This is a genomic window from Zemynaea arenosa (assembly GCF_004614185.1).
Taxonomy (GTDB): domain Bacteria; phylum Pseudomonadota; class Gammaproteobacteria; order Burkholderiales; family Burkholderiaceae_D; genus Telluria; species Telluria arenosa.
Genome location: NZ_SPVF01000006.1, coordinates 16,070 through 35,452, shown reverse-complemented (window position 1 = coordinate 35,452; position 19,383 = coordinate 16,070). Strand labels below are relative to the sequence as shown.

The following is a 19,383-nucleotide window of genomic DNA, read 5'->3' as shown; positions in this document are numbered from 1 at the left end:
TGTGCTGCGGATCACACTATGCCGTGGGTGCGCCACCGCGGCAGATGGGCGTCCAGGATGGGGGCGACGCCAGCCCGTACCAACTCTGCCGCCTTGTCCGGATCGGTGACCGGCACGCCCTCCTGGCGCAACACGCGGCCATTCTCGCGCAGCACCTTGGCCACGTGGCGCCCCAGCTGCTCGCCTTCGGGGGGAACCCCTTGAGACAACCCATCGAAAACCAGCATCTCGAACATCCCTCCGGGCAGCGCACTGCCGGTCAGCGGCGAGGCGAAGCCGCCCAGCAGTTCGTCGGAATAGCGCGCTTCCTGTGCCAGGATGCGGTTGAAGGCCTGCGCGGTCTGAGTAGCTGGATTCGCGCGTACCTGGAATACCATGGCCTGCTGGGTGTCGGCCAATAGGGCCGCGGCCTCCACCACGGCTGCCGCGCTTTCGAAGTGCGGCAGGCCAACCAGCTCACTGAGCCGTTTGGGGCCGGTGGCTAGGGCGTCAAACAGCGCCTGATAGACCTCTTGGCGCCCATTGACCTTGCCCTGCGCCGTCTTGAATTCGGTGGTCATCTTTTCCGGAGGCGTAAGAGGCGCGATGGCGAAGCGGTTCAGCCAAGCCCCCAGCGCGTGCTTGCCGATGCGCCGCGCCCCACGCACGAAGACGTCCTTGCGAAACGGCGTATGCGACATGTAATCCTTGAGTGTCTCGCGGAATGCGCTGTCGGCGACGGCGTCGATCTGCTCGACCGCGGTGTCGGGCAGGAATAGACGGTAGTAGTTGAGGGCTAGTTCGGCCCGGCCCGCATATTCCAGCTTCGCTTCTGCCAATTGGCGCGCCAGATCCATGTGGTAGACCGGCTGCCAGTGCGGGTGCATGTATTCATGGACAAGGTAGTTCGGAGACGCCTTTTGCACCGCCTGAAGGCGTGCTTCGAGCGCTGGATTGTTGGCGAAGAAGCCACGTTTATGCTGTGCCAGGGAGACCGCGAAGTCGACCCCCGACTGCACGTTTTGGTCCGCCTTGCGCACCTGAAGCTGCGCGTGTTCGTAGAGCAAACGCTGGAGCGGCGCCATGCTCGCCCAGCCGGGCATGCTGTTATAGCTCACGTAGACGATCCCACCTGGCTTCACGTACCGGTTCAGGAAACGCAGGATCTGCTGCTGGACCTCTGCGTTCACCCAAGTGTAGATGCCATGCAGGGTGACGAAATCGAACTGGGGCAAGTCCGGCACGGCGCCCGCAGCCAGCTCCTCGAAGCTGTTTTCCAATAGGGTGAGGTTGGCCAGCCCGGCGCGGTCGGCAAGGCGCTGGGCACCCGCCACGTGCGCCGGGTTGAAGTCAGTGGCGTAGAAGCGCGCATGCGGATTGGCTGCCGCCAGCAAGCTGACGGTCAGTCCGCGGCCGAAACCGAGTTCGCAATAGTTGAAGGGAGCGCTCGTATCGATCGGCTCGATCCCGTTCATCAGGCAGGCGAAGGTGAGCAGGTCCGGACCCTGCTCGCCGTAGTAACCGGCGACGTATTCGACATCCGAGGCATAGCCCTCAGTCCATCCCATCTCATTCTCCTTATCCGGCCAAGACGGCCTCGCGCGGATGATAGCGGTTTGCACAAGATTGTCGAGCTTAATTGAAAGTTAACCGCTGCGGTGGCGGGACATTGGCGGCGGCTATAAATGCGGCTAGCATGGAACTTTGACCAGCCCCCGATGAGCTACCGCCTCGCCATTTTCGACTTCGACGGCACGCTGGCCGATTCCTTCCCGTTCTTCCTCAGCGTCTTCAACCAGATCGCGGACCGGCACGGGTTCAAGCGCATCGACGTGGCCCGCGCGGACAGCCTGCGCCACCACAGTGTGCGCGAGATGATGCGGCTGGTCGGCATGCCGGCCTGGAAGCTGCCCACCGCCTCCGCCAGCTTCATCGCCCTGATGCGCGAGCACGCGGACGACATCCCTCTGTTCGACGGCATCGGCCCAACTTTGCGGGCCCTGATGGACGGCGGCGTGCGGCTGGCGATCGTCTCTTCGAATTCGGAGCACAACGTGCGCCGCATCCTCGGCCCGGACATGGCCGCGCTGCCCGGCGTGTACGAATGTGGCATGTCGATCTTCGGCAAGGCTGGCCATATCCGCGCCGTCCTGCGCCACACTGGCGTGCCCGCCGCGCAGGCCATCTACATCGGCGACCAGGATACGGACGCCGCCGCGGCGCGCAAGGCGGGTGTCGCTTTTGGTGCAGTCGGCTGGGGTTATGCACCTCTGGACGCACTGCGCCGGTGCAGCCCCGATATCGAATTCGCAAGCGTGCCGGAACTCGCAAAACTGGGCAAAAAATGACCGGCCCGGCCTGCGCCTGAGGGTAGAATAGAGGATCGTCTGTCCCTGCATTTCGCACCGCCACCACCATGAGTCTCGACGTCCTGGAAGCCCCGCCGGAAGCCGCCCAAGTCCCCGCCAAGCCTGCAGGTCCCGGTTTCGTCCACCTGCGCGTCCACTCGGAGTATTCGATCGTCGATGGCCTGGTGCGCATCGACGACCTGGTGGCCGCCGCCAAGAAGGACCAGCAGCCCGCGCTCGCGGTGACCGACCTGGCTAACATGTTCTGCATGGTGCGCTTCTACAAGGCGGCGCGCGGCAAGGGCATCAAGCCGGTGGTCGGCGTGGACGCCTGGATCACCAACGACGACAACCGCGACAAGCCGCACCGCCTCCTGATCCTGGCGAAGAACCGCGCCGGCTACCTGCAGCTGTGCGAACTGCTGTCCAAAGCCTGGTTGACCAACCAATGGAAGGGCCGCGCCGAGATCCGTACCGAGTGGCTGGAGGCGCTGGCCACCAGCACCTCGACCCTGTACCCGGACGAGCCCCAGGCCAACGCCCTGATCGTGCTCTCGGGCGCCCACTTCGGCGACATCGGCCAGGCCATCGACAATGGCGACCTGGCCAAGGCCGAAGCGGCCGCGCGCCGCTGGGCGACGATTTTCCCCGGCCACTTTTACGTCGAGATCCAGCGCGCCGGCCAGCCGAACCAGGAGCAGCAGGTGCGCCACTCGGTGGCGCTGGCCGCGCGTCTTGGCCTGCCGGTCGTCGCGACCCATCCGGTGCAGTTCCTGGCCAAGGACGAATACATCGCCCACGAAGCCCGCGTGTGTATCGCGGAAGGCGAGATGCTCGCCAACGCCAAGCGTGTGAAGCGCTTCAACGAGGAGATGTGCTTCAAGTCCCAGGCCGAGATGGCGGAGCTGTTCGCCGACCTGCCGGGCGCCCTGCAGAACTCGGTCGAAATCGCCAAGCGCTGCAACGTCACGCTCACGCTGGGCAAGCCGCAGCTGCCGAACTTCCCGACCCCGCCGGGCATGACCATCGAGGAGTATCTGGTTTCAGAGTCCATGAAGGGTTTGGAGATGCGCCTGCAGCAGCTCTACCCGGACCCGGTGGAGCGCGAGAAGCAGCGCCCGCGCTATGAGGAACGGTTGAAGTTCGAGACCGATACCATCAACAAGATGAAGTTCCCGGGCTACTTCCTCATCGTGGCGGAGTTCATCCAGTGGGGCAAGGATAACGGCGTGCCGATCGGCCCGGGCCGCGGCTCCGGTGCCGGCTCGCTGGTCGCGTACTGCCTGCTGATCACGGACCTGGACCCGCTGCGCTACAACCTGCTGTTCGAGCGCTTCCTGAACCCGGAGCGCGTCTCGATGCCCGACTTCGACATCGACTTCTGCCAGGAGAAGCGCGAACTGGTGATCCAGCACGTGAAGGACCTGTACGGCCGCCAGGCGGTCTCGCAGATCGCCACCTTCGGTACCATGGCCGCGAAAGGCGCGATCCGCGACGTCGGCCGCGTGCTGGACATGGGCTACAACTTCTGCGACGGCGTCTCCAAGCTGATTCCGTTCAAGCCGGGCAAGCAGGTCTCGATTGCGGAAGCGATCGAAGAGGAACCGCTGCTCAAGGAACGCCAGGACAACGAGGAAGAGGTCAAGCAGCTGCTCGACCTCGCGCAGCAGGTGGAGGGCATTACCCGTAACATCGGCATGCACGCCGGCGGCGTGCTGATCGCCCCCGGCAAGCTGACCGACTTCTGCCCCCTGTACACTCAGGGCGGCGACGCGGGCGTGGTCTCGCAGTACGACAAGGACGACGTGGAAGCCGTCGGCTTGGTGAAGTTCGACTTCCTGGGACTGACCACGCTGACCATCCTGGACCGCGCCGTCAACTACATCAAGGCGCTGGATCCGGCCGAGAAGGACTTCGACCTTGCCAAGCTGCCGCTGAACGACAAGCAGTCGTACAAGCTGCTCACCGACGCGAAGACCGTCGCGATCTTCCAGCTGGAGTCGCGCGGCATGCAGGGCATGCTGAAGGACGCGCGGCCCGACCGCTTCGAGGACATCATCGCGCTGGTGGCGCTGTACCGTCCGGGCCCGATGGACCTGATCCCGGACTTCTGCAAGCGCAAGCACGGTGAAAAGTTCGACTACCCGGATCCACGCACCGAGGGCATCCTGTCCGAGACCTACGGCATCATGGTCTATCAGGAGCAGGTGATGCAGATGGCGCAGATCATCGGCGGCTACTCGCTCGGCGGCGCGGACATGCTGCGCCGCGCGATGGGCAAGAAGAAGGCCGAGGAGATGGCCGAGCACCGCGAGATCTTCCGCAAGGGCGCGGCCGAAGGCGGCCTGACGACCGAGAAGGCCGACGAGATTTTCGACCTGATGGAGAAGTTCGCGGGCTACGGCTTCAACAAGTCGCACGCCGCCGCGTATGCGCTGCTGTCGTACCACACGGCCTACCTCAAGGTCCACCACACCGCCGCGTTCATGGCCGCCAACATGTCGCTGGCCATGGAAGACACGGACAAGATCAAGATCCTGGTCGAGGACAGCGTCGACGTCTGCAAGCTGACGGTCCTCCCGCCGGACATCAACGAGTCGCAGTTCCGCTTCGTGCCGGAGGGTGAACCGAAGTCCGTGACGGGCAAGCAGGTGTCGAACATCCGCTATGGCCTGGGCGGCGTCAAGGGCTGCGGCCAGAACGCCATCGAGGCGATCATCGCGGCGCGCGCGGAAGGCGGCAAGTTCAAGGACCTGTTCGACTTCTGCAAGCGCGTAGACCGCAAGCAGATCAACCGCCGCACCATCGAATCGCTGATCCGCGCCGGTGCCATGGACTGCTTCGGCGTGGACCGCGCCATCCTGCTGGCCTCCGTCGCCTTTGCGATTGAGTGCGCGGACCAGGCGGCGGCATCGGCCAACCAGGTGAGTCTCTTCGGCGGCGACGATTCCGACCTCGTGGCGCCGCCCGAGTACGTGAAGGCCACTCCGTGGACCCAGAAGGAGCGCCTGGCGGAAGAGAAGGTGGCGCTGGGCTTCTACCTGTCCGGTCACATGTTCGACGCCTACGCGGGCGAGGTCCGCCGCTTCGTGCGCGGCAAGCTGGCGGACCTGGAGCCGTCGCGCGAACCGCGCATGCTCGGTGGCGTGATCACTGGCGTGCGCACGCAGATGACCCAGCGCGGCAAGATCCTGATCATCACGCTGGACGACAAGTCGAGCGTGGTGGAAGTGACCATCTACTCGGAACTGTTCGAGCAGCACAAGAACGTGTTCAAGGAAGACGAATTCCTGGCGGTGGTGGGCAAGGTGTCGGAAGACCGCTTCAACGGCGGCCTGCGCATCACCGCCGAGAAGGTGTTCGACCTCGTGTCCGCCCGCATCCACTACGGCCAGCGTCTCAACATGCTGGTGCAGGCGCCCATCCCGGCGGCCAAGCTGAAGGAAGTGCTGCAGCCGCACCGCCACGACTTCGGCATGCCGCTGGCGCTGCGCTACCAGCCGCAGGGCTGCAATTCGGTGATCCAGCTGGGCGACGACTGGAAGGTGGCGCCGTCCGATGCGCTCAAGCTGGCGCTGGAACAGGCGCTGGGGGCGAAGGAGGTCGCGGTTGAGTATTAAGGTCCTGTTCTTCTCCCACGATTCCAAACTGGGAGACGCGATCGTCAACACGGCGTTCGTGGCAGGCCTGAAACGGCTCGACCCTGCGTGCGAGATCCATGCCACCGTCGCCGGTGTTACCGATGCCTTCTGGGCGCAGGACGCTCGCGTGGCCAGGCGCTGGACCTACGCAATTCGCAGCTGGAAGCACGCCATCCAGCTGGCGCTGGCGCTGCGGCGCGAACGCTTCGACTACATCGTCACCTGGCTGCGCCCGCGCAGCGAAAAAAACAAGCTGCTGCTGTGGCTCGCGCGGCCCGGCCGCGTGATCGATTTGGATGAATTCAACCGCGGCCCGGTGCAGCACAAGGTGGCCGCCTGCCGCGAGGCGCTGGCGCAGATGGGCCGGCGCTGCGACGGGGAACTGGCGTATGACGTGCGCGCCGAGGCCCGCTGCGCGCAGCTGGACGCAGCCTTCGCCAGCGGACAGGAAGTCATTGTCGTTAACCTGTTCGCCGCGGACGCGGAGCGGAATGTGAGCCTCGCCGATGCCGTGACCCTCGTACGTGGGCTGCACGCGCAGGCGCCGGATGCGGCGCTCTGCCTGCCCTGCTGCGGCGCCCATGAGGCCCAGGCCCGCGAGGTGGTTGCGCAGAGCGGGGTGGGGGAGGTGGTCAGCTGCGAGGGCAATCTCGCGCGCCTGTTCCGCCTGTGCCAGCGCGCGGATCTCGTTGTCAGTCCCGATACGGCGGTGGTTCACATCGCCTCCGCCTTTGACCGGCCGGTCATCGGCATCTACCAGAACAATGGCATCAAGCCGGTCCAGTGGGGGCCGCGCAGCCGGGCCTCGGCGATCGTCCTGTCCAAGTCTGCGCAGACTCTGGACGGCTTCTCGATCGCAGAAGTCCTCCTCCATGCCCGCCACCTGCGGGCCGCCAGCGACACCCGCGAACCCGCGACGGCCTAGCGCGGAAGCGCGCAGCTCAATGCTGCGCGAGGCCCTGCGTGGCGACGATGGTGCCGTCTGCGGCCCGCTGCAGGACGACCTTGCGGTTGCTGCTCTCCTGGTCCCGCTGCGCCTCGCGGTGCCACAGGTGAAAGACCTCGGTGGCGAACGCGCCATCCTTGCGCATCACGCCTGCGTTGAACAGGCGGACCACCAGGTCCGAGTCTTCATGCCCCCAGCCGGTGAAGCTCTCGTCGAAGCCGTTCACCGCGATCAGATCTCGGCGCCACACGGCCAGGTTGCAGCTCTTGATGCGGCGCCAGGTAAAGCGTTTGCTTTCGCGCCCCACGTCCGGCACCTTGGCCAGCAGCTGCAGCACCTTGTTGATGTCGCCGCGTGCGCGCAGGCGCAGCTTGTCGCCCGCGCTCAGGGACTGCAGGTCGATCCGCTCGCCCAGTACCCGCGCCGTGTACCCGGGCGAAAGCAGCACGCGGCTGCCGGACACCAGGTACCCCGGGCGCGCCAGCGCGCGATGGCGGGCCACGAAGTCCCGCTGCGGCACGCAGTCCCCATCCAGGAAGATGACGTAGTCGCCGGCCGCCGCCAGCGTCCCGCGGTTGCGCGCCATCGCCGCGCGAAAGCCTTCGTCGGGCTGCCACACATGCTTGAGCGGCACCGGTGCCTCTGTTTGCAGCCGTTCGAGCAGCTCCCTCGTGTTGGCACCGGAACCGTCATCGGCGATAATGATTTCGTAATGGCGGTCGTCCTGCGCGAACAGCGCGCGGATCACGGCCTCGAGAGCGTCCGGTCGGTTGTAGGTCGTGACCACGACCGAGATGATTGGGCCTTGCTGCATGTGATGTTCGGTGCCGTCTTCGTATTGCTCCAGATGGCAAGCATAGCCCACAAAAACATGAATGAACAATAAACCGCAAGAAAAGACCGGCCTGCCCCAGACCATTGGCGGGCTGCTGGTCTTTCTGCTGCCCCTAGTGTGCCTCACCACCCGCAACGGGGTCAGTATCAGCAGCTTCACCTTCCTGATCGCCGCCGCCGTGCTGTTCCAGCCCGCGCGCGCCGCACTGCTGCGCGTGTGGCCGCAGGTGCGCTGGGTGGTGCTGGGCTTCGGCGTCTGGTTCGTCTTCAATGCCGCGCTGGTCCTGCTGCGCGCTGCGACGCCGCTGTCCGAACTCGAAAAGCCTGCGCGCATGTTCTTCGCCTTCACCGCGCTGCTGGTGGTGCTGGTACTGCAGCCCAGCCGCCGCGCGCTATGGTGGGGCATCGTGGCCGGGCTCGTGATCGCGGTGCCGATCGTGGCCCACGAGCGCTTCCTGCTGCTGAACGACCGGCCCGGCGGCCCGCTCAACCCCATCACCTTTGGCGACCAGGCGCTGATGCTCGCGCTGATGGCGATTGCCGCTGCCACCGAACTGCGCACCGCGCGCCACGCAGCCCTTCTCGGCATCGGTGCCATCGCGGGCATCGCCGCCTGCGTCATCTCCGGCACGCGCGGCGCCTGGCTCGCGCTGCCCGCCGTGGGCGTGGTCTTCCTCGCCAACAGCCGCCTGGTGCGCAACCGCGTCGTGATTTTACTGGCTGGCGTGGCTGGAGCGCTGGCGCTGGCCGCCTTCGCGGTCCCGGAGACGGGTGTGCAGGAGCGCGTCGACCAGGGCCTGGCGGATGTGCGCAACTACTTCAACGGCACCCAAAAGTTCACCAATGTCGGCACCCGCCTCGAATTGTGGAAGGCCGCGTCGATCCTGATTGGCGAGCACCCGTGGACAGGGCAGGACCTCGCGTCAGCCCACCGCCGCGTGCGCGCGCTGGCCGCCGAGGGCCGCCTGGACCATGGCATCGTGGACTTGCCGCACTTCCAGAACGACGCGGTGCAGGTGCTGGTCGCGGGCGGCGTGCTTGGCCTGCTGGCCTGGCTGCCCGTGCTGGTGGCGCCAATGGTATTCTTCGGGCGCCAGTTGCGCCGCAGCGCCCAGCCCGGGCGGCAACAGGTCGCGCTGGCACTGGCCGGGCTGGTGGTGGTCACCAGCTACATCTGCTTTGGCCTTACCGAGGTGATATTCTGGTCGGTTGGTGGAGCCCTGCTGTATGCGCTGCTGGTCTTCCTGCTCATGGGACTGTGCCTGAACGCGAAAGACAACGATGGAAAATAGTGTGATCGTCAAGCGGCTGCTTGGCATCGTCAAACCGTACAAGGGGCGTGCTGCGCTGTCGCTGGTGGCGATGGCCGTCACCGCGGCCACCCAGCCCATGCTGACCAAGTCCCTCGAGCTGCTGATCGACCGCGCGTTCAATGCGCGCGTGCCATTCAGCCTGTGGCTCGTGCCCGCGATCCTGCTCGGGATCTTCCTGCTGCGCGGCGTGTCGACCTTCGCTACCGCCTATCTGAATAACTGGGTCATGAGCCGGGTCCTCAACGACATCCGCCGCCTGGCCTTCCACCGGCTGCTGCGCTTGCCGGTGTCCCACTTCCACAAGGAGTCATCGGGAAAGCTGATCAACACCGTCATCGGCGACGTGCGCCAGGTGGTGGACATGATCAACTCCGTGTTCCTGGCCGTGGTGCGCGATGCGATGACCGTCGCCGGGCTGATGATCGGCCTCCTGCTGACCAACTGGCGCCTCACGCTGGTGGCGCTGGTGATCGTACCCGTCACCGCGCTGGTGGTGCGCACCACCACTGGCCGCCTGCGCCGCCTGAACCGCGACAACCAGCGCGTCACCGCCGAGATGACCCAGGTGGTGGATGAAGCCGCGCGTGGCCACCAGGTGATCCGCGTCTTCAATGGCCAGGACTATGAACTGCGCCGCTTCGAACAGCGTAGCGACGCCCTGCGCGGCTTCTCGCAGCGCATGACGGTGGCCTTTGCGGCCACGGTGCCGATCACGCAGATCGCCACCGCCGGCGCGGTATCGGTAGTAATCGTCCTGGCCCTGCAGTCCGGGATGACGTCCGGCGAGTTCTCCAACTTCATCGCCATGATGCTGATGCTGCTGCAGCCGCTCAAGTCCCTGGTCGAGGTGAATGGGCCGATCCAGCGCGGGCTGTCCGCTGCCGAAACGGTATTCGACACGATCGACGCGCCCGCCGAGCCGGACCCCGGCCACGTCACGCTGGACAAGCCGGCGGGCCATGTGCGCTTCGAGGACGTGAGCTTCCATTACGGCGACGAGGAACGTCTCGCGCTCAACCACGTCACGCTGGACGTCCCGGCCGGGAAGACCGTCGCGCTGGTGGGCGCCTCCGGCGGTGGCAAGTCCACCTTCGTCAATCTGGTCACACGCTTCTACAAGCCGACCGAGGGCCGGTTGCTCCTGGATGGCGTGCCGTACGAGGACATCAAGCTGGCCAGCCTGCGCGCCCAGCTGGCGATGGTGAGCCAGAACGTGGTGCTGTTCGACGACACGCTGGCCGCCAACATCGCTTACGGCGTGGAGAAGATCGACGCAGCCCGCCTGCAAGCCGCGATCCAGGCCGCGCATCTGGCCGACGTGGTGGCCAACCTGCCGGACGGCGTGAATACCAGCATCGGCGAAAACGGCATGCGCCTGTCCGGCGGTCAGCGCCAGCGCGTCGCCATCGCCCGTGCCATCTACAAGGATGCGCCGATCCTGATCCTGGACGAAGCCACGTCCGCGCTGGACAACGAGTCCGAGCGCGCCGTACAGGCGGCGCTGGACACCCTGATGGCCGGCCGCACCACCATCGTCATCGCCCACCGCCTTTCGACCATCGAGCGCGCCGACAGTATCGCGGTGCTGGACCAGGGACGCATCATCGAGACCGGCACCCATGACGAGCTGCTGGCGCGCGGCGGCATGTACGCCAAGCTGTATCGCCTGCAGTTCAGCGAGGATGCGGCGTGACCTCGCAGGTGAAGCGCACGCTGGTCATCTCCCCCAACTGGATCGGCGATGCGGTGATGGCCCAGCCGCTGCTGCAGCGCCTCAAGCAGGCCCACCCCGAGCGCCCCATCGATGTGCTGGCACCACCCTCCTGCGCACCAGTGTGGCGTGCGGTGGAGGATGTGGCCGAGGTGCTGGAGACGCCGTTCCGCCATGGCCCGCTGCAGCTCAAGGAACGCTGGCGCTACGCCCGCCAGTTGCGCGCCCGCGGCTATGCGGATGCCTACGTGCTCCCCAACACCATCAAGTACGCGTTGATCCCCTGGCTGGCCGGGATTCCGAAACGCGTGGGCTACAAGGGCGAGATGCGCTACGGCCTTCTCAACGTGATCCATCGCGACGATGAGCCGCCGCGCCCCATGGTGCCGTTCTACGCGGCCCTCGCCAACGATCCGCGCGCACCCCTGGCCGTCGCGCCGCGCCCCCGCCTGCACGTGGATGAGGAAGCGCAACGTGCCGCTTGCGCCAAGGCGGGCGTGCGCAGCGATGCCCGGCTGGTGCTGTTTGCGCCCGGCGCCGAATTCGGCCCTGCCAAGCGCTGGCCCGCGCGTCACTTCGCCGAACTCGCACGCATGGTCCGCGAACGCGACCCGCACGCGGTGGTCGGCATGCTCGGCTCCCCGAAGGACCGCGAGGCCTGCGACGAGATCCTGCAGATCACGGGGACGGAGCGCATGCTCAACCTCGCAGGCGCCACGCGCCTGGACGAAGCCATCGCCCTGATCGCCCACGCGGATGCCGTGGTAGCCAATGACTCCGGCCTGTTGCACGTCGCCTCGGCGCTCAACCGCCCCGTGATCGCGCTGTACGGCCCCACGGACCCGGACCACGCGCCACCATTCTCCGACGTCGCCCGTTCGCTCTCGCTGCGGCTCGACTGTTCGCCCTGCCGCCAGCGCATTTGCCCGCTGGGCCACCACAACTGCATGGAAAAGCTGGAACCCGGCGCCGCGTGGGATGCGCTGGTCCCGATGCTGGACCGGCGCTGACTTTGCTTTTCCCCGGCCGGTGGGAGACTTATACTGGCCATACCGGCCCAGCCGCCCGACGTCTTTGCGTCCGCACCTCATGAATACAGTGATTCCGATTGCCGTCGATGGCACACGCCAGCGCAAGCGCCAGGCACCGCGTGGGCGCCGGGTCGACCCTGCCGCCCTGGACGAGGTGCGCACCGTGCTGGGCCACGCGCCGCGCCGCCGCGACCTGCTGATCGAGCACCTGCACGCGCTGCAGGACAGCTTCAAGTGCCTGCGCGCCGAGCACCTGGCGGCGCTGGCCTCCGAGATGAACGTCCCGCAGGCCGAGGTCTACGAGGTCGCGAGCTTCTATCACCACTTCGACATCGTGAAAGAGGGCGAGGACGCGCCCCCTGGTTTGACGGTTCGCGTGTGCGGCGGCCTGTCGTGCGAGCTGGCCGGCGCCAGGGCGCTGCTGGACAAGCTGCCGGGCATCCTCGGCACGGACGTGCGCGTGCTGGAAGCTCCCTGCGTCGGCCGCTGCGAACAGGCCCCCGCCGTGGTGGTCGGCCAGCATCCGGTTGCGCAAGCCACGTCAGAGAGCGTGCTGGCCGACGTGCTGTCGGGGCAAACGAAGCATGAACCACACCCATACACAGGTCTGGAAGAGTATCTGCGCGACGGCGGCTACGCCTTGCTGCGCGCTTGCCTCGCGGGTGAGCATAGCGCCGATGATGTAATCCGCACGATGGAAGATTCCGGCTTGCGTGGCCTCGGCGGCGCCGGTTTCCCCGCAGGGCGGAAATGGCGCCTGGTGCGCGCCGAAGCCGGCCCGCGCCTGATGGCCGTGAACATCGACGAGGGCGAACCCGGCACATTCAAGGACCGCACCTACCTGGAACGCGACCCGCACCGCTTCCTGGAGGGGGCGCTGGTCGCCGCCTGGGCGGTCGGCATCGATGCCATCTATATCTACCTGCGCGACGAATACCACGGCTGCCGCGCCATCCTCGAACGCGAGCTGGCCCTGCTGGCCAAGGCGCCCCCGGTAGCGGGCCTTCCTGCCATCCACCTGCGCCGCGGCGCAGGCGCCTACATCTGCGGCGAGGAGTCCGCGATGATCGAATCCATCGAGGGCAAGCGCGGCATGCCGCGGCTGCGGCCACCGTACGTGGCACAAGTGGGTTTGTTCGGGCGCCCCACGCTGGAGCACAACTTCGAAACCCTGCACTGGGTGCGCGACATCCTGACTCACGGCCCGGAATGGTTCACCCAGCACGGCCTCAATGGCCGCCAGGGCATGCGCTCGTTCTCGGTATCTGGTCGCGTGCGTGACCCAGGTGTCAAGTACGCGCCTGCCGGGATCACGGTGCGCCAGCTGATCGACATGTATTGCGGCGGCATGCAGGACGGGCACACGTTCTATGCCTACCTGCCGGGCGGCGCCTCAGGCGGCATCCTGCCTGCATCTCTAGGGGACGTACCCCTGGACTTCGACACGTTGCAGCCCTACGGCTGCTTCATCGGCTCCGCTGCCGTGATCGTGCTGTCGGACCAGGACCGCGCCGTCGACGCCGCGCGCAGCATGATGCGCTTCTTCCGCGACGAATCGTGTGGCCAGTGCACGCCATGCCGCGTGGGCACCGCCAAGGCGCTGGCGCTGATCGAGCAGCCACGCTGGAACACGGCGCTGCTGGGCGAGCTGTCGCAGGTGATGCGCGATGCGTCCATTTGTGGCCTGGGGCAGGCGGCGCCGAATCCGGTCGACTGCGTGATCCGCTACTTTCCGCAGGAGCTGGCATGACCACCGTGACGAACTGCGTGACCTTTGAACTGAATGGCCGCAGCGTCACCGCGCAGCCGGGCGAAAGCCTGCTCGAAGTCGCGGACCGTGAAGGCGTCGCTATCCCGCGCCTGTGCTACAAGCCCGGCATGGAGGCAGTTGGGAACTGCCGCGCGTGCATGGTGGAGATCGACGGCGAGCGGGTGCTCGCGCCCTCCTGCTGCCGCGCGCCCGCGCAGGGCATGAAGGTACACAGCGACAGCCCGCGCGCTCTCGCCGCCCAGAGCATGGTGCTGGAGCTGCTGCTCTCCGACATGCCCGAGCAGGAGCACACCCTGCACAACGAGGTGGACGAATGGGCTGCGAAACTCGGCATGGGCAAGCCGCGCTTCGACTCGCGCCCGCAGCCCAAGGCCGACCTCTCGCACGCCGCCATCGCCGTCAACCTGGACGCCTGCATCCAGTGCACCCGCTGCGTGCGCGCCTGCCGCGACGAGCAGATGAATGGCGTGATCGGCCTGGCCTACCGCGGCGCGGGCGAGCAGATCGTGTTCGACATGGACGACCCGATGGGCGCCTCTACCTGCGTGGCCTGCGGCGAATGCGTGCAGGCCTGCCCGACCGGGGCACTGGCACCCGCGCGCGACGCCGCGCTCACGGTGCCGGACAAGCAGGTCGATTCGGTCTGCCCCTACTGTGGCGTGGGCTGCCAGCTGACCTACAACATCAAGGACAACCGCATCCTCTATGTCGAGGGCCGCGATGGTCCGGCCAACCACGGCCGCCTGTGCGTGAAGGGCCGCTACGGCTTCGACTACGCGCACCACCCGCACCGCCTCACCAAGCCGCTGATCCGCCGCGCCGACGCGCCGGCCAAGCGAGGCGACTTCACCATGGACCCGGAACGCGTGTACGACGTGTTCCGCGAAGCGACGTGGGACGAAGCGCTGGACGCCGCCGGCCTGGGCCTGGCGCGCATTCGCGATACGCACGGCCGCAGGTCGCTGGCCGGTTTCGGCTCGGCCAAATGCAGCAACGAGGAAGCCTACCTGTTCCAGAAACTGGTACGCACGGGCTTCGGCAGCAACAACGTCGACCACTGCACGCGCCTGTGCCATGCCTCGTCCGTGGCCGCGCTGCTGGAGGGGATCGGTTCGGGTGCCGTCTCGAACCCGGTGATGGACGTGACCCGCGCCGAGGTGGTGATCGTCATCGGCGCCAACCCCACCGTCAACCACCCGGTGGCCGCGACCTGGATGAAAAACGCAGCCGCCGCAGGCACGAAGCTGGTCGTGTGCGATCCGCGCCGTTCGGACCTCGCGCCTCACGCGCACCGCTACCTGCAGTTCAAGCCGGACACCGACGTGGCGCTGCTGAACGCGATGATGCACACCATCGTCACCGAAGGGTTGGTGGACCGCGCCTTCATCGAGAGCCGCACGATCGGCTACGACGAGCTGGAACGCAACGTCGCCGATTACAGCCCGGAACAGATGGCGCCCATCTGTGGCATCGACGCCGACACCATCCGCTACGTCGCCCGCCTGTATGCGACCTCGAAAGCCTCCATGATCCTGTGGGGCATGGGCATCTCGCAGCACGTGCACGGTACGGACAACGCACGCTGCCTGATCGCGCTGGCCCTGATGACGGGACAGATCGGCCGCCCCGGCACAGGCCTGCATCCGCTGCGGGGCCAGAACAACGTGCAGGGCGCGTCGGACGCGGGCTTGATCCCGATGATGTACCCGGACTACCAGCGCGTGAACACGCCGGGGGTACGAGACAAGTTTGCGCAGGCCTGGAACGTGGATCCGGCCACGCTGGACGACCAGCCCGGGCTCACGGTGGTCGAGGTGATGGACGCCATCCTTGCCGGTTCGGTCAAGGGCATGTACATCATGGGCGAGAATCCGGCGATGTCGGACCCGGATGCGAACCACGCCCGCGATGCGCTGGCCGCGCTGGACCATCTGGTGGTGCAGGACATCTTCCTGACCGAGACGGCCTATTTGGCGGACGTGATCCTGCCCGCCAGCGCGTTCCCGGAAAAGACGGGCACCTTCACCAACACGGACCGCATGGTGCAGCTGGGCCGCCAGGCTTTGGCTCCGCCCGGCGACGCGCGCCAGGACCTGTGGATCATCCAGCAGCTTGCGCGCCGCCTGGGGCTGGCCTGGAACTACGGCCACCCGGCCGAGGTGTTCGACGAGATGCGCGGCACCATGCCCAGCATCGCCGGTATCACGTGGGACCGGCTTGAGCGCGAGAGCAGCGTGACCTATCCGTGCACGGAGGAGGGCGCGGCCGGGGAACCGATCGTGTTTACCGAGCAGTTCCCGCTGCAGGGCGGGCGCGCACGCTTCGTCCCGGCGGACATCATCCCGGCCGACGAGCGGCCGGACGACGAGTATCCGCTGGTGCTGATCACGGGCCGCCAACTGGAGCACTGGCACACCGGCAGCATGACCCGCCGCACCGTGGTGCTGGACGCGCTGGAACCGGATCCGGTCGCCCTGGTGCACCCGCTGGACCTCGCCGCCCTGGGCGGCCAGCCCGGCGACGTGGTCACCATCGAATCGCGGCGCGGGCGCGTGGCCCTGTATGCGCGGGCGGACGACAGCTCGCCGCGCGGCGCCATCTTCGTCCCGTTCTGCTATTACGAGGCGGCCATCAACAAGCTGACCAACCCCGCGCTGGATCCGTTCGGGAAGATCCCTGAATTCAAGTACTGCGCGATCCGCGTGCGCCTCGGTGGCACGGTGGCGGCCCAGGGCTCGTTTGGTGGCGGCCAGATATTGCAAGGCATGGCAGAATTGCCGCCATGACCGCGCGCGACCCGACCCGTTATCTGCCCGAGCTGTCCCAGGCCCAGGCCAGCCTCACGCACGAAGTGACGGCGCTGGATGAACGCGGCCGCCTCTCCACGCTGCACATCCCGGCCGAACGCCCGCTCACTGTGTACGTGGACAAGCGCGAACTGGTCACGCTCATGACGCTGGGCGGCGCGCCGGAGGCGCTCACTCTCGGCTACCTGCGCAACCAGCGCCTGGTGCGTGCGCTGGAGGATATCGTGTCCGTGCAGGTCGACTGGTCGGTCGATGCGGTGGCCGTGGTCACGCGCAGCGGCATCGTGGACGTGGAGGAGCGCACCGCGAAAAAGGTCGTGACCACCGGCTGTGGCCAAGGCTCCGTGTTCGGCGGCTTGATGGACGAGGTGGACCGCATCACGCTGCCCGCCGATGCCCGGCTCGATCAAACGGTGGTCTACCGCATCGTCGAAACCATCCGCGCGCAGCAGTCCATCTACAAGCAGGCCGGGTCCGTGCATGGCTGCGCGCTGTTTTCGAATGCTGGCGAGCTGCTGTACTTCATCGAGGACGTGGGCCGCCACAATGCGGTGGATGCTATCGCGGGCCGCATGTGGCTCGATGGCCTGGGTGGCGAGGACAAGGTGTTCTACACCACCGGGCGCCTGACGTCCGAAATGGTGATCAAGGGCGCGCAGATGGGCATCCCCTTCCTGCTCTCGCGCTCCGGCACCACGCAGATGGGGCATATGGTGGCGGAGCGGGTCGGCATGTCCCTGCTGGCGCGCTGCACGGGCAAGCACTTCCTGCTGCTCACCGGACGCGAGCGGCTGGTCTTCGACGCGATGCAGGAATGGCGCTGACCGACGCCATCGTCGCGGCGTTCACGATGCTGTTCTCGGGCGATCCGGGGCTGTGGCGCATCGTGTGGGTGTCCCTGTTCACGAGCCTTGTCGGCCTCACCATCGCCACCCCGGTCGCGGTGCTGCTGGGGTATGCGATCGCCATTCATCGTTTTCCTGGCCGCCGCTTTGCCATCTGGCTGGCGCAGGCCGCGCTGTCGATGCCGACGGTGCTGATCGGCCTTCTCCTGTATCTCCTGCTGTCGCGCCACGGCGCCCTTGGCCCGCTGCAATGGCTGTTCACGCAGCGCGGCATCGTGGCGGGGCAGGTGCTGATTGCGCTGCCGGTGCTGGTGGCCTTCACGCTGGCGGCGGTGCAGGCAGCCGATCCGCGCTACGCCGAAACGGCCATCGTACACGGCGCCTCGCGCTGGCGCGTGATGGCCACGCTGCTGTACGAGGTGCGCTTCGGCGTCATGGCCGCCGTGATCAGCGGCTTCGGGCGCGTGATCTCGGAAGTCGGCTGCGCGCTCATGGTGGGCGGGAATATCGAGGGCGAAACGCGCACCATCACCACCGCCATCACGCTGGAGACCAGCAAGGGCGAGTTCGCACAGGGCATCGCACTGGGCATGGTGCTGATCGTGGTGGCGCTGGCGATGAACGGCCTGCTGGTGCTGGTGCAGGGCGATGCGCCGTCCGCCGGAGCACGCACGTGACCGCGCTGCTGGCCATCGACCGGCTGCGCAAGGCCTACGGCCAGCGCGTGCTGTTCGACCTGCACAATTTTGCGCTGGACGCCGGTGCGGCCTACGTGCTCACCGGCGTCAATGGCGCGGGCAAGAGCACGCTGCTGCGGGTGCTGGCGGGGCTGGATGCGCCGAGCGAACCGGCGCACGTGCGCTTCCACGGCAGCACGCTGCCGCTGCACCCGTATCCGCGCCAGCTGCGGCAGCATATCGTCTACGTGCACCAGGACCCCATCATGTTCTCCACCAGCGTGCCGCACAACGTGGGCTACGGCCTGCTCGCGCGTGGACTGCACGGCGACGAGGTGCGCGAGACCGTGGAGCAGGCAATGGCCTGGGCCGGCGTGGCCCACCTGCGCGACAGCGATCCCACGCGCCTGTCCGGGGGCGAAAAACAGCGCGTCGCCCTGGCCCGCGCCAAGGTGCTGGAACCGCGCCTGCTGCTGCTGGATGAACCGACCGCCAACCTCGACGGGCCTGCGCGCGAGCAGGTCATCGCTCTTATCCCGACGCTCGTCGCCGAGGGCAGGACCGTCGTCATGGCCTGCCACGACCGCGACTTGATAGGCCTGCCCGGCATCCGTCGCCTCAAGCTGCGCGACGGACTACTGGAATCACGTACCTGACCATTCCTTGGGAGACCTGCCATGAAACGACGTTCGCTGTTGACACTGTGCCTCGTCCTCGCCACGCCTTTCGCTTTCGCACAGCAGCAGGCGATCCGCCTGTCCACCACCACCAGCACCGAGAACTCCGGCCTGCTGGCCTACCTGCTTCCGATCTTCGAAGCCAAGACCGGGACCAAGGTGAACGTGATTTCAGTCGGCACCGGCAAGGCGCTGGAGCTGGCCAGGAACGGCGATGTGGATGTGACCCTCGTGCACGCCCGCGCGGCCGAGGACAAGTTCGTGGCCGAAGGCTGGGGCGTCGACCGCAAGGATGTGATGTACAACGACTTCGTCATCGCCGGCCCATCCAGCGACCCGGCGAAGATCGGTGGCGGCAAGGACGTGCTGGCAGCCTTCCGCAAGCTGGCCGCGTCGGACGCCAAGTTCATCTCGCGCGGCGACAACTCCGGCACGGACATCATGGAGAAGGGCTACTGGAAGGCCATCGGCACCCAGCCCACGGGGCCGCGCTACGTGTCGGCAGGCCTGGGCATGGGTGAAGTGCTCAACATGGCGGCCGAGATGAACGCCTACACGCTGACCGACCGCGCCACCTATGCCACCTACAAGGCCAAGACCGGGCTGGCGATCGCCGTCGAGGGCGATCCCAAGATGTACAACCCGTACGGCATCATCGCCGTCAACCCGGCCAAACACACAGGCGTCAACTACAAGGGTGCGAAGCTGCTGATCGACTGGATCACGTCGCCGGAGGGGCAGCAGAAGATTGCGGCCTTCCGTCCGCAGGGCCAGCAGCTGTTCTTCCCGTCCGCGAAGTAAGT

General features: G+C 66.8%; 14 protein-coding genes. 12 read left to right on the top strand and 2 right to left on the bottom strand.

Going from position 1 to position 19,383, the window contains the following annotated elements; translation table 11 throughout:
- Positions 1-11: 11 nt before the first annotated feature.
- Positions 12-1,547, bottom strand: a complete 1,536-nt coding sequence (locus tag E4L96_RS00305; RefSeq protein ID WP_135205246.1) for a class I SAM-dependent methyltransferase — start codon at positions 1,545-1,547, stop codon at positions 12-14.
- A 150-nt stretch (positions 1,548-1,697) separates the two neighbouring features.
- On the opposite strand from E4L96_RS00305, the gene E4L96_RS00300 reads away from it, so the two are divergent.
- The 3 genes from E4L96_RS00300 to E4L96_RS00290 all read left to right on the top strand — a co-directional run bounded on the left by E4L96_RS00300 (position 1,698) and on the right by E4L96_RS00290 (position 6,893).
- Positions 1,698-2,327, top strand: coding sequence for an HAD hydrolase-like protein (locus E4L96_RS00300; protein WP_135205245.1), 630 nt, complete (start codon positions 1,698-1,700; stop codon positions 2,325-2,327).
- Between the two features lie 68 nt (positions 2,328-2,395).
- Positions 2,396-5,947: a DNA polymerase III subunit alpha gene (gene dnaE / locus E4L96_RS00295; protein WP_135205244.1), complete on the top strand. Its 3,552-nt coding sequence runs from the start codon at positions 2,396-2,398 to the stop codon at positions 5,945-5,947.
- Positions 5,937-6,893: a glycosyltransferase family 9 protein gene (locus E4L96_RS00290; protein ID WP_167758552.1), complete on the top strand. Its 957-nt coding sequence runs from the start codon at positions 5,937-5,939 to the stop codon at positions 6,891-6,893. Before dnaE ends, E4L96_RS00290 begins: the two co-directional genes overlap by 11 nt.
- A 16-nt stretch (positions 6,894-6,909) precedes the next feature.
- Here the strand turns inward: E4L96_RS00290 and E4L96_RS00285 are convergent, their stop codons facing one another.
- Positions 6,910-7,728: a glycosyltransferase family 2 protein gene (locus tag E4L96_RS00285; RefSeq protein ID WP_135205242.1), complete on the bottom strand. Its 819-nt coding sequence runs from the start codon at positions 7,726-7,728 to the stop codon at positions 6,910-6,912.
- 61 nt (positions 7,729-7,789) lie between these two features.
- On the opposite strand from E4L96_RS00285, the gene E4L96_RS00280 reads away from it, so the two are divergent.
- The 9 genes from E4L96_RS00280 to E4L96_RS00240 all read left to right on the top strand — a co-directional run bounded on the left by E4L96_RS00280 (position 7,790) and on the right by E4L96_RS00240 (position 19,381).
- A complete protein-coding gene (locus E4L96_RS00280) occupies positions 7,790-9,040 on the top strand; it encodes an O-antigen ligase family protein (RefSeq protein ID WP_135205241.1) in 1,251 nt (416 codons plus the stop codon).
- Complete coding sequence (msbA, locus tag E4L96_RS00275) at positions 9,030-10,754, top strand: lipid A export permease/ATP-binding protein MsbA (protein WP_135205240.1); 1,725 nt, start codon at positions 9,030-9,032, stop codon at positions 10,752-10,754. The genes E4L96_RS00280 and msbA overlap by 11 nt, the downstream gene beginning before the upstream one ends.
- 8 nt (positions 10,755-10,762) lie before the next feature.
- On the top strand, positions 10,763-11,782 hold the full coding sequence (gene waaF / locus E4L96_RS00270) for a lipopolysaccharide heptosyltransferase II (protein ID WP_135205281.1): 1,020 nt from the start codon (positions 10,763-10,765) through the stop codon (positions 11,780-11,782).
- Positions 11,783-11,861: 79 nt separating this feature from the next.
- A complete protein-coding gene (locus E4L96_RS00265) occupies positions 11,862-13,553 on the top strand; it encodes an NAD(P)H-dependent oxidoreductase subunit E (protein ID WP_135205239.1) in 1,692 nt (563 codons plus the stop codon).
- Positions 13,550-16,360 (top strand): formate dehydrogenase subunit alpha, encoded by a 2,811-nt coding sequence (fdhF, locus tag E4L96_RS00260; protein WP_135205238.1) that lies wholly within the window; start codon positions 13,550-13,552, stop codon positions 16,358-16,360. Before E4L96_RS00265 ends, fdhF begins: the two co-directional genes overlap by 4 nt.
- Positions 16,357-17,205, top strand: coding sequence for a formate dehydrogenase accessory sulfurtransferase FdhD (locus tag E4L96_RS00255; RefSeq protein ID WP_135205237.1), 849 nt, complete (start codon positions 16,357-16,359; stop codon positions 17,203-17,205). The genes fdhF and E4L96_RS00255 overlap by 4 nt, the downstream gene beginning before the upstream one ends.
- Entirely contained in the window at positions 17,196-17,903 is a 708-nt protein-coding gene (locus tag E4L96_RS00250; protein ID WP_135205236.1) for an ABC transporter permease, read from the top strand. The genes E4L96_RS00255 and E4L96_RS00250 overlap by 10 nt, the downstream gene beginning before the upstream one ends.
- Positions 17,900-18,559 carry an energy-coupling factor ABC transporter ATP-binding protein gene (locus tag E4L96_RS00245; protein ID WP_135205235.1) on the top strand — a complete coding sequence of 220 codons (660 nt, stop codon included), beginning with the start codon at positions 17,900-17,902 and terminating at the stop codon, positions 18,557-18,559. The genes E4L96_RS00250 and E4L96_RS00245 overlap by 4 nt, the downstream gene beginning before the upstream one ends.
- Before the next feature lie 21 nt (positions 18,560-18,580).
- Positions 18,581-19,381, top strand: coding sequence for an ABC transporter substrate-binding protein (locus E4L96_RS00240; RefSeq protein WP_135205234.1), 801 nt, complete (start codon positions 18,581-18,583; stop codon positions 19,379-19,381).
- The last annotated feature ends 2 nt before the right edge of the window (positions 19,382-19,383 follow it).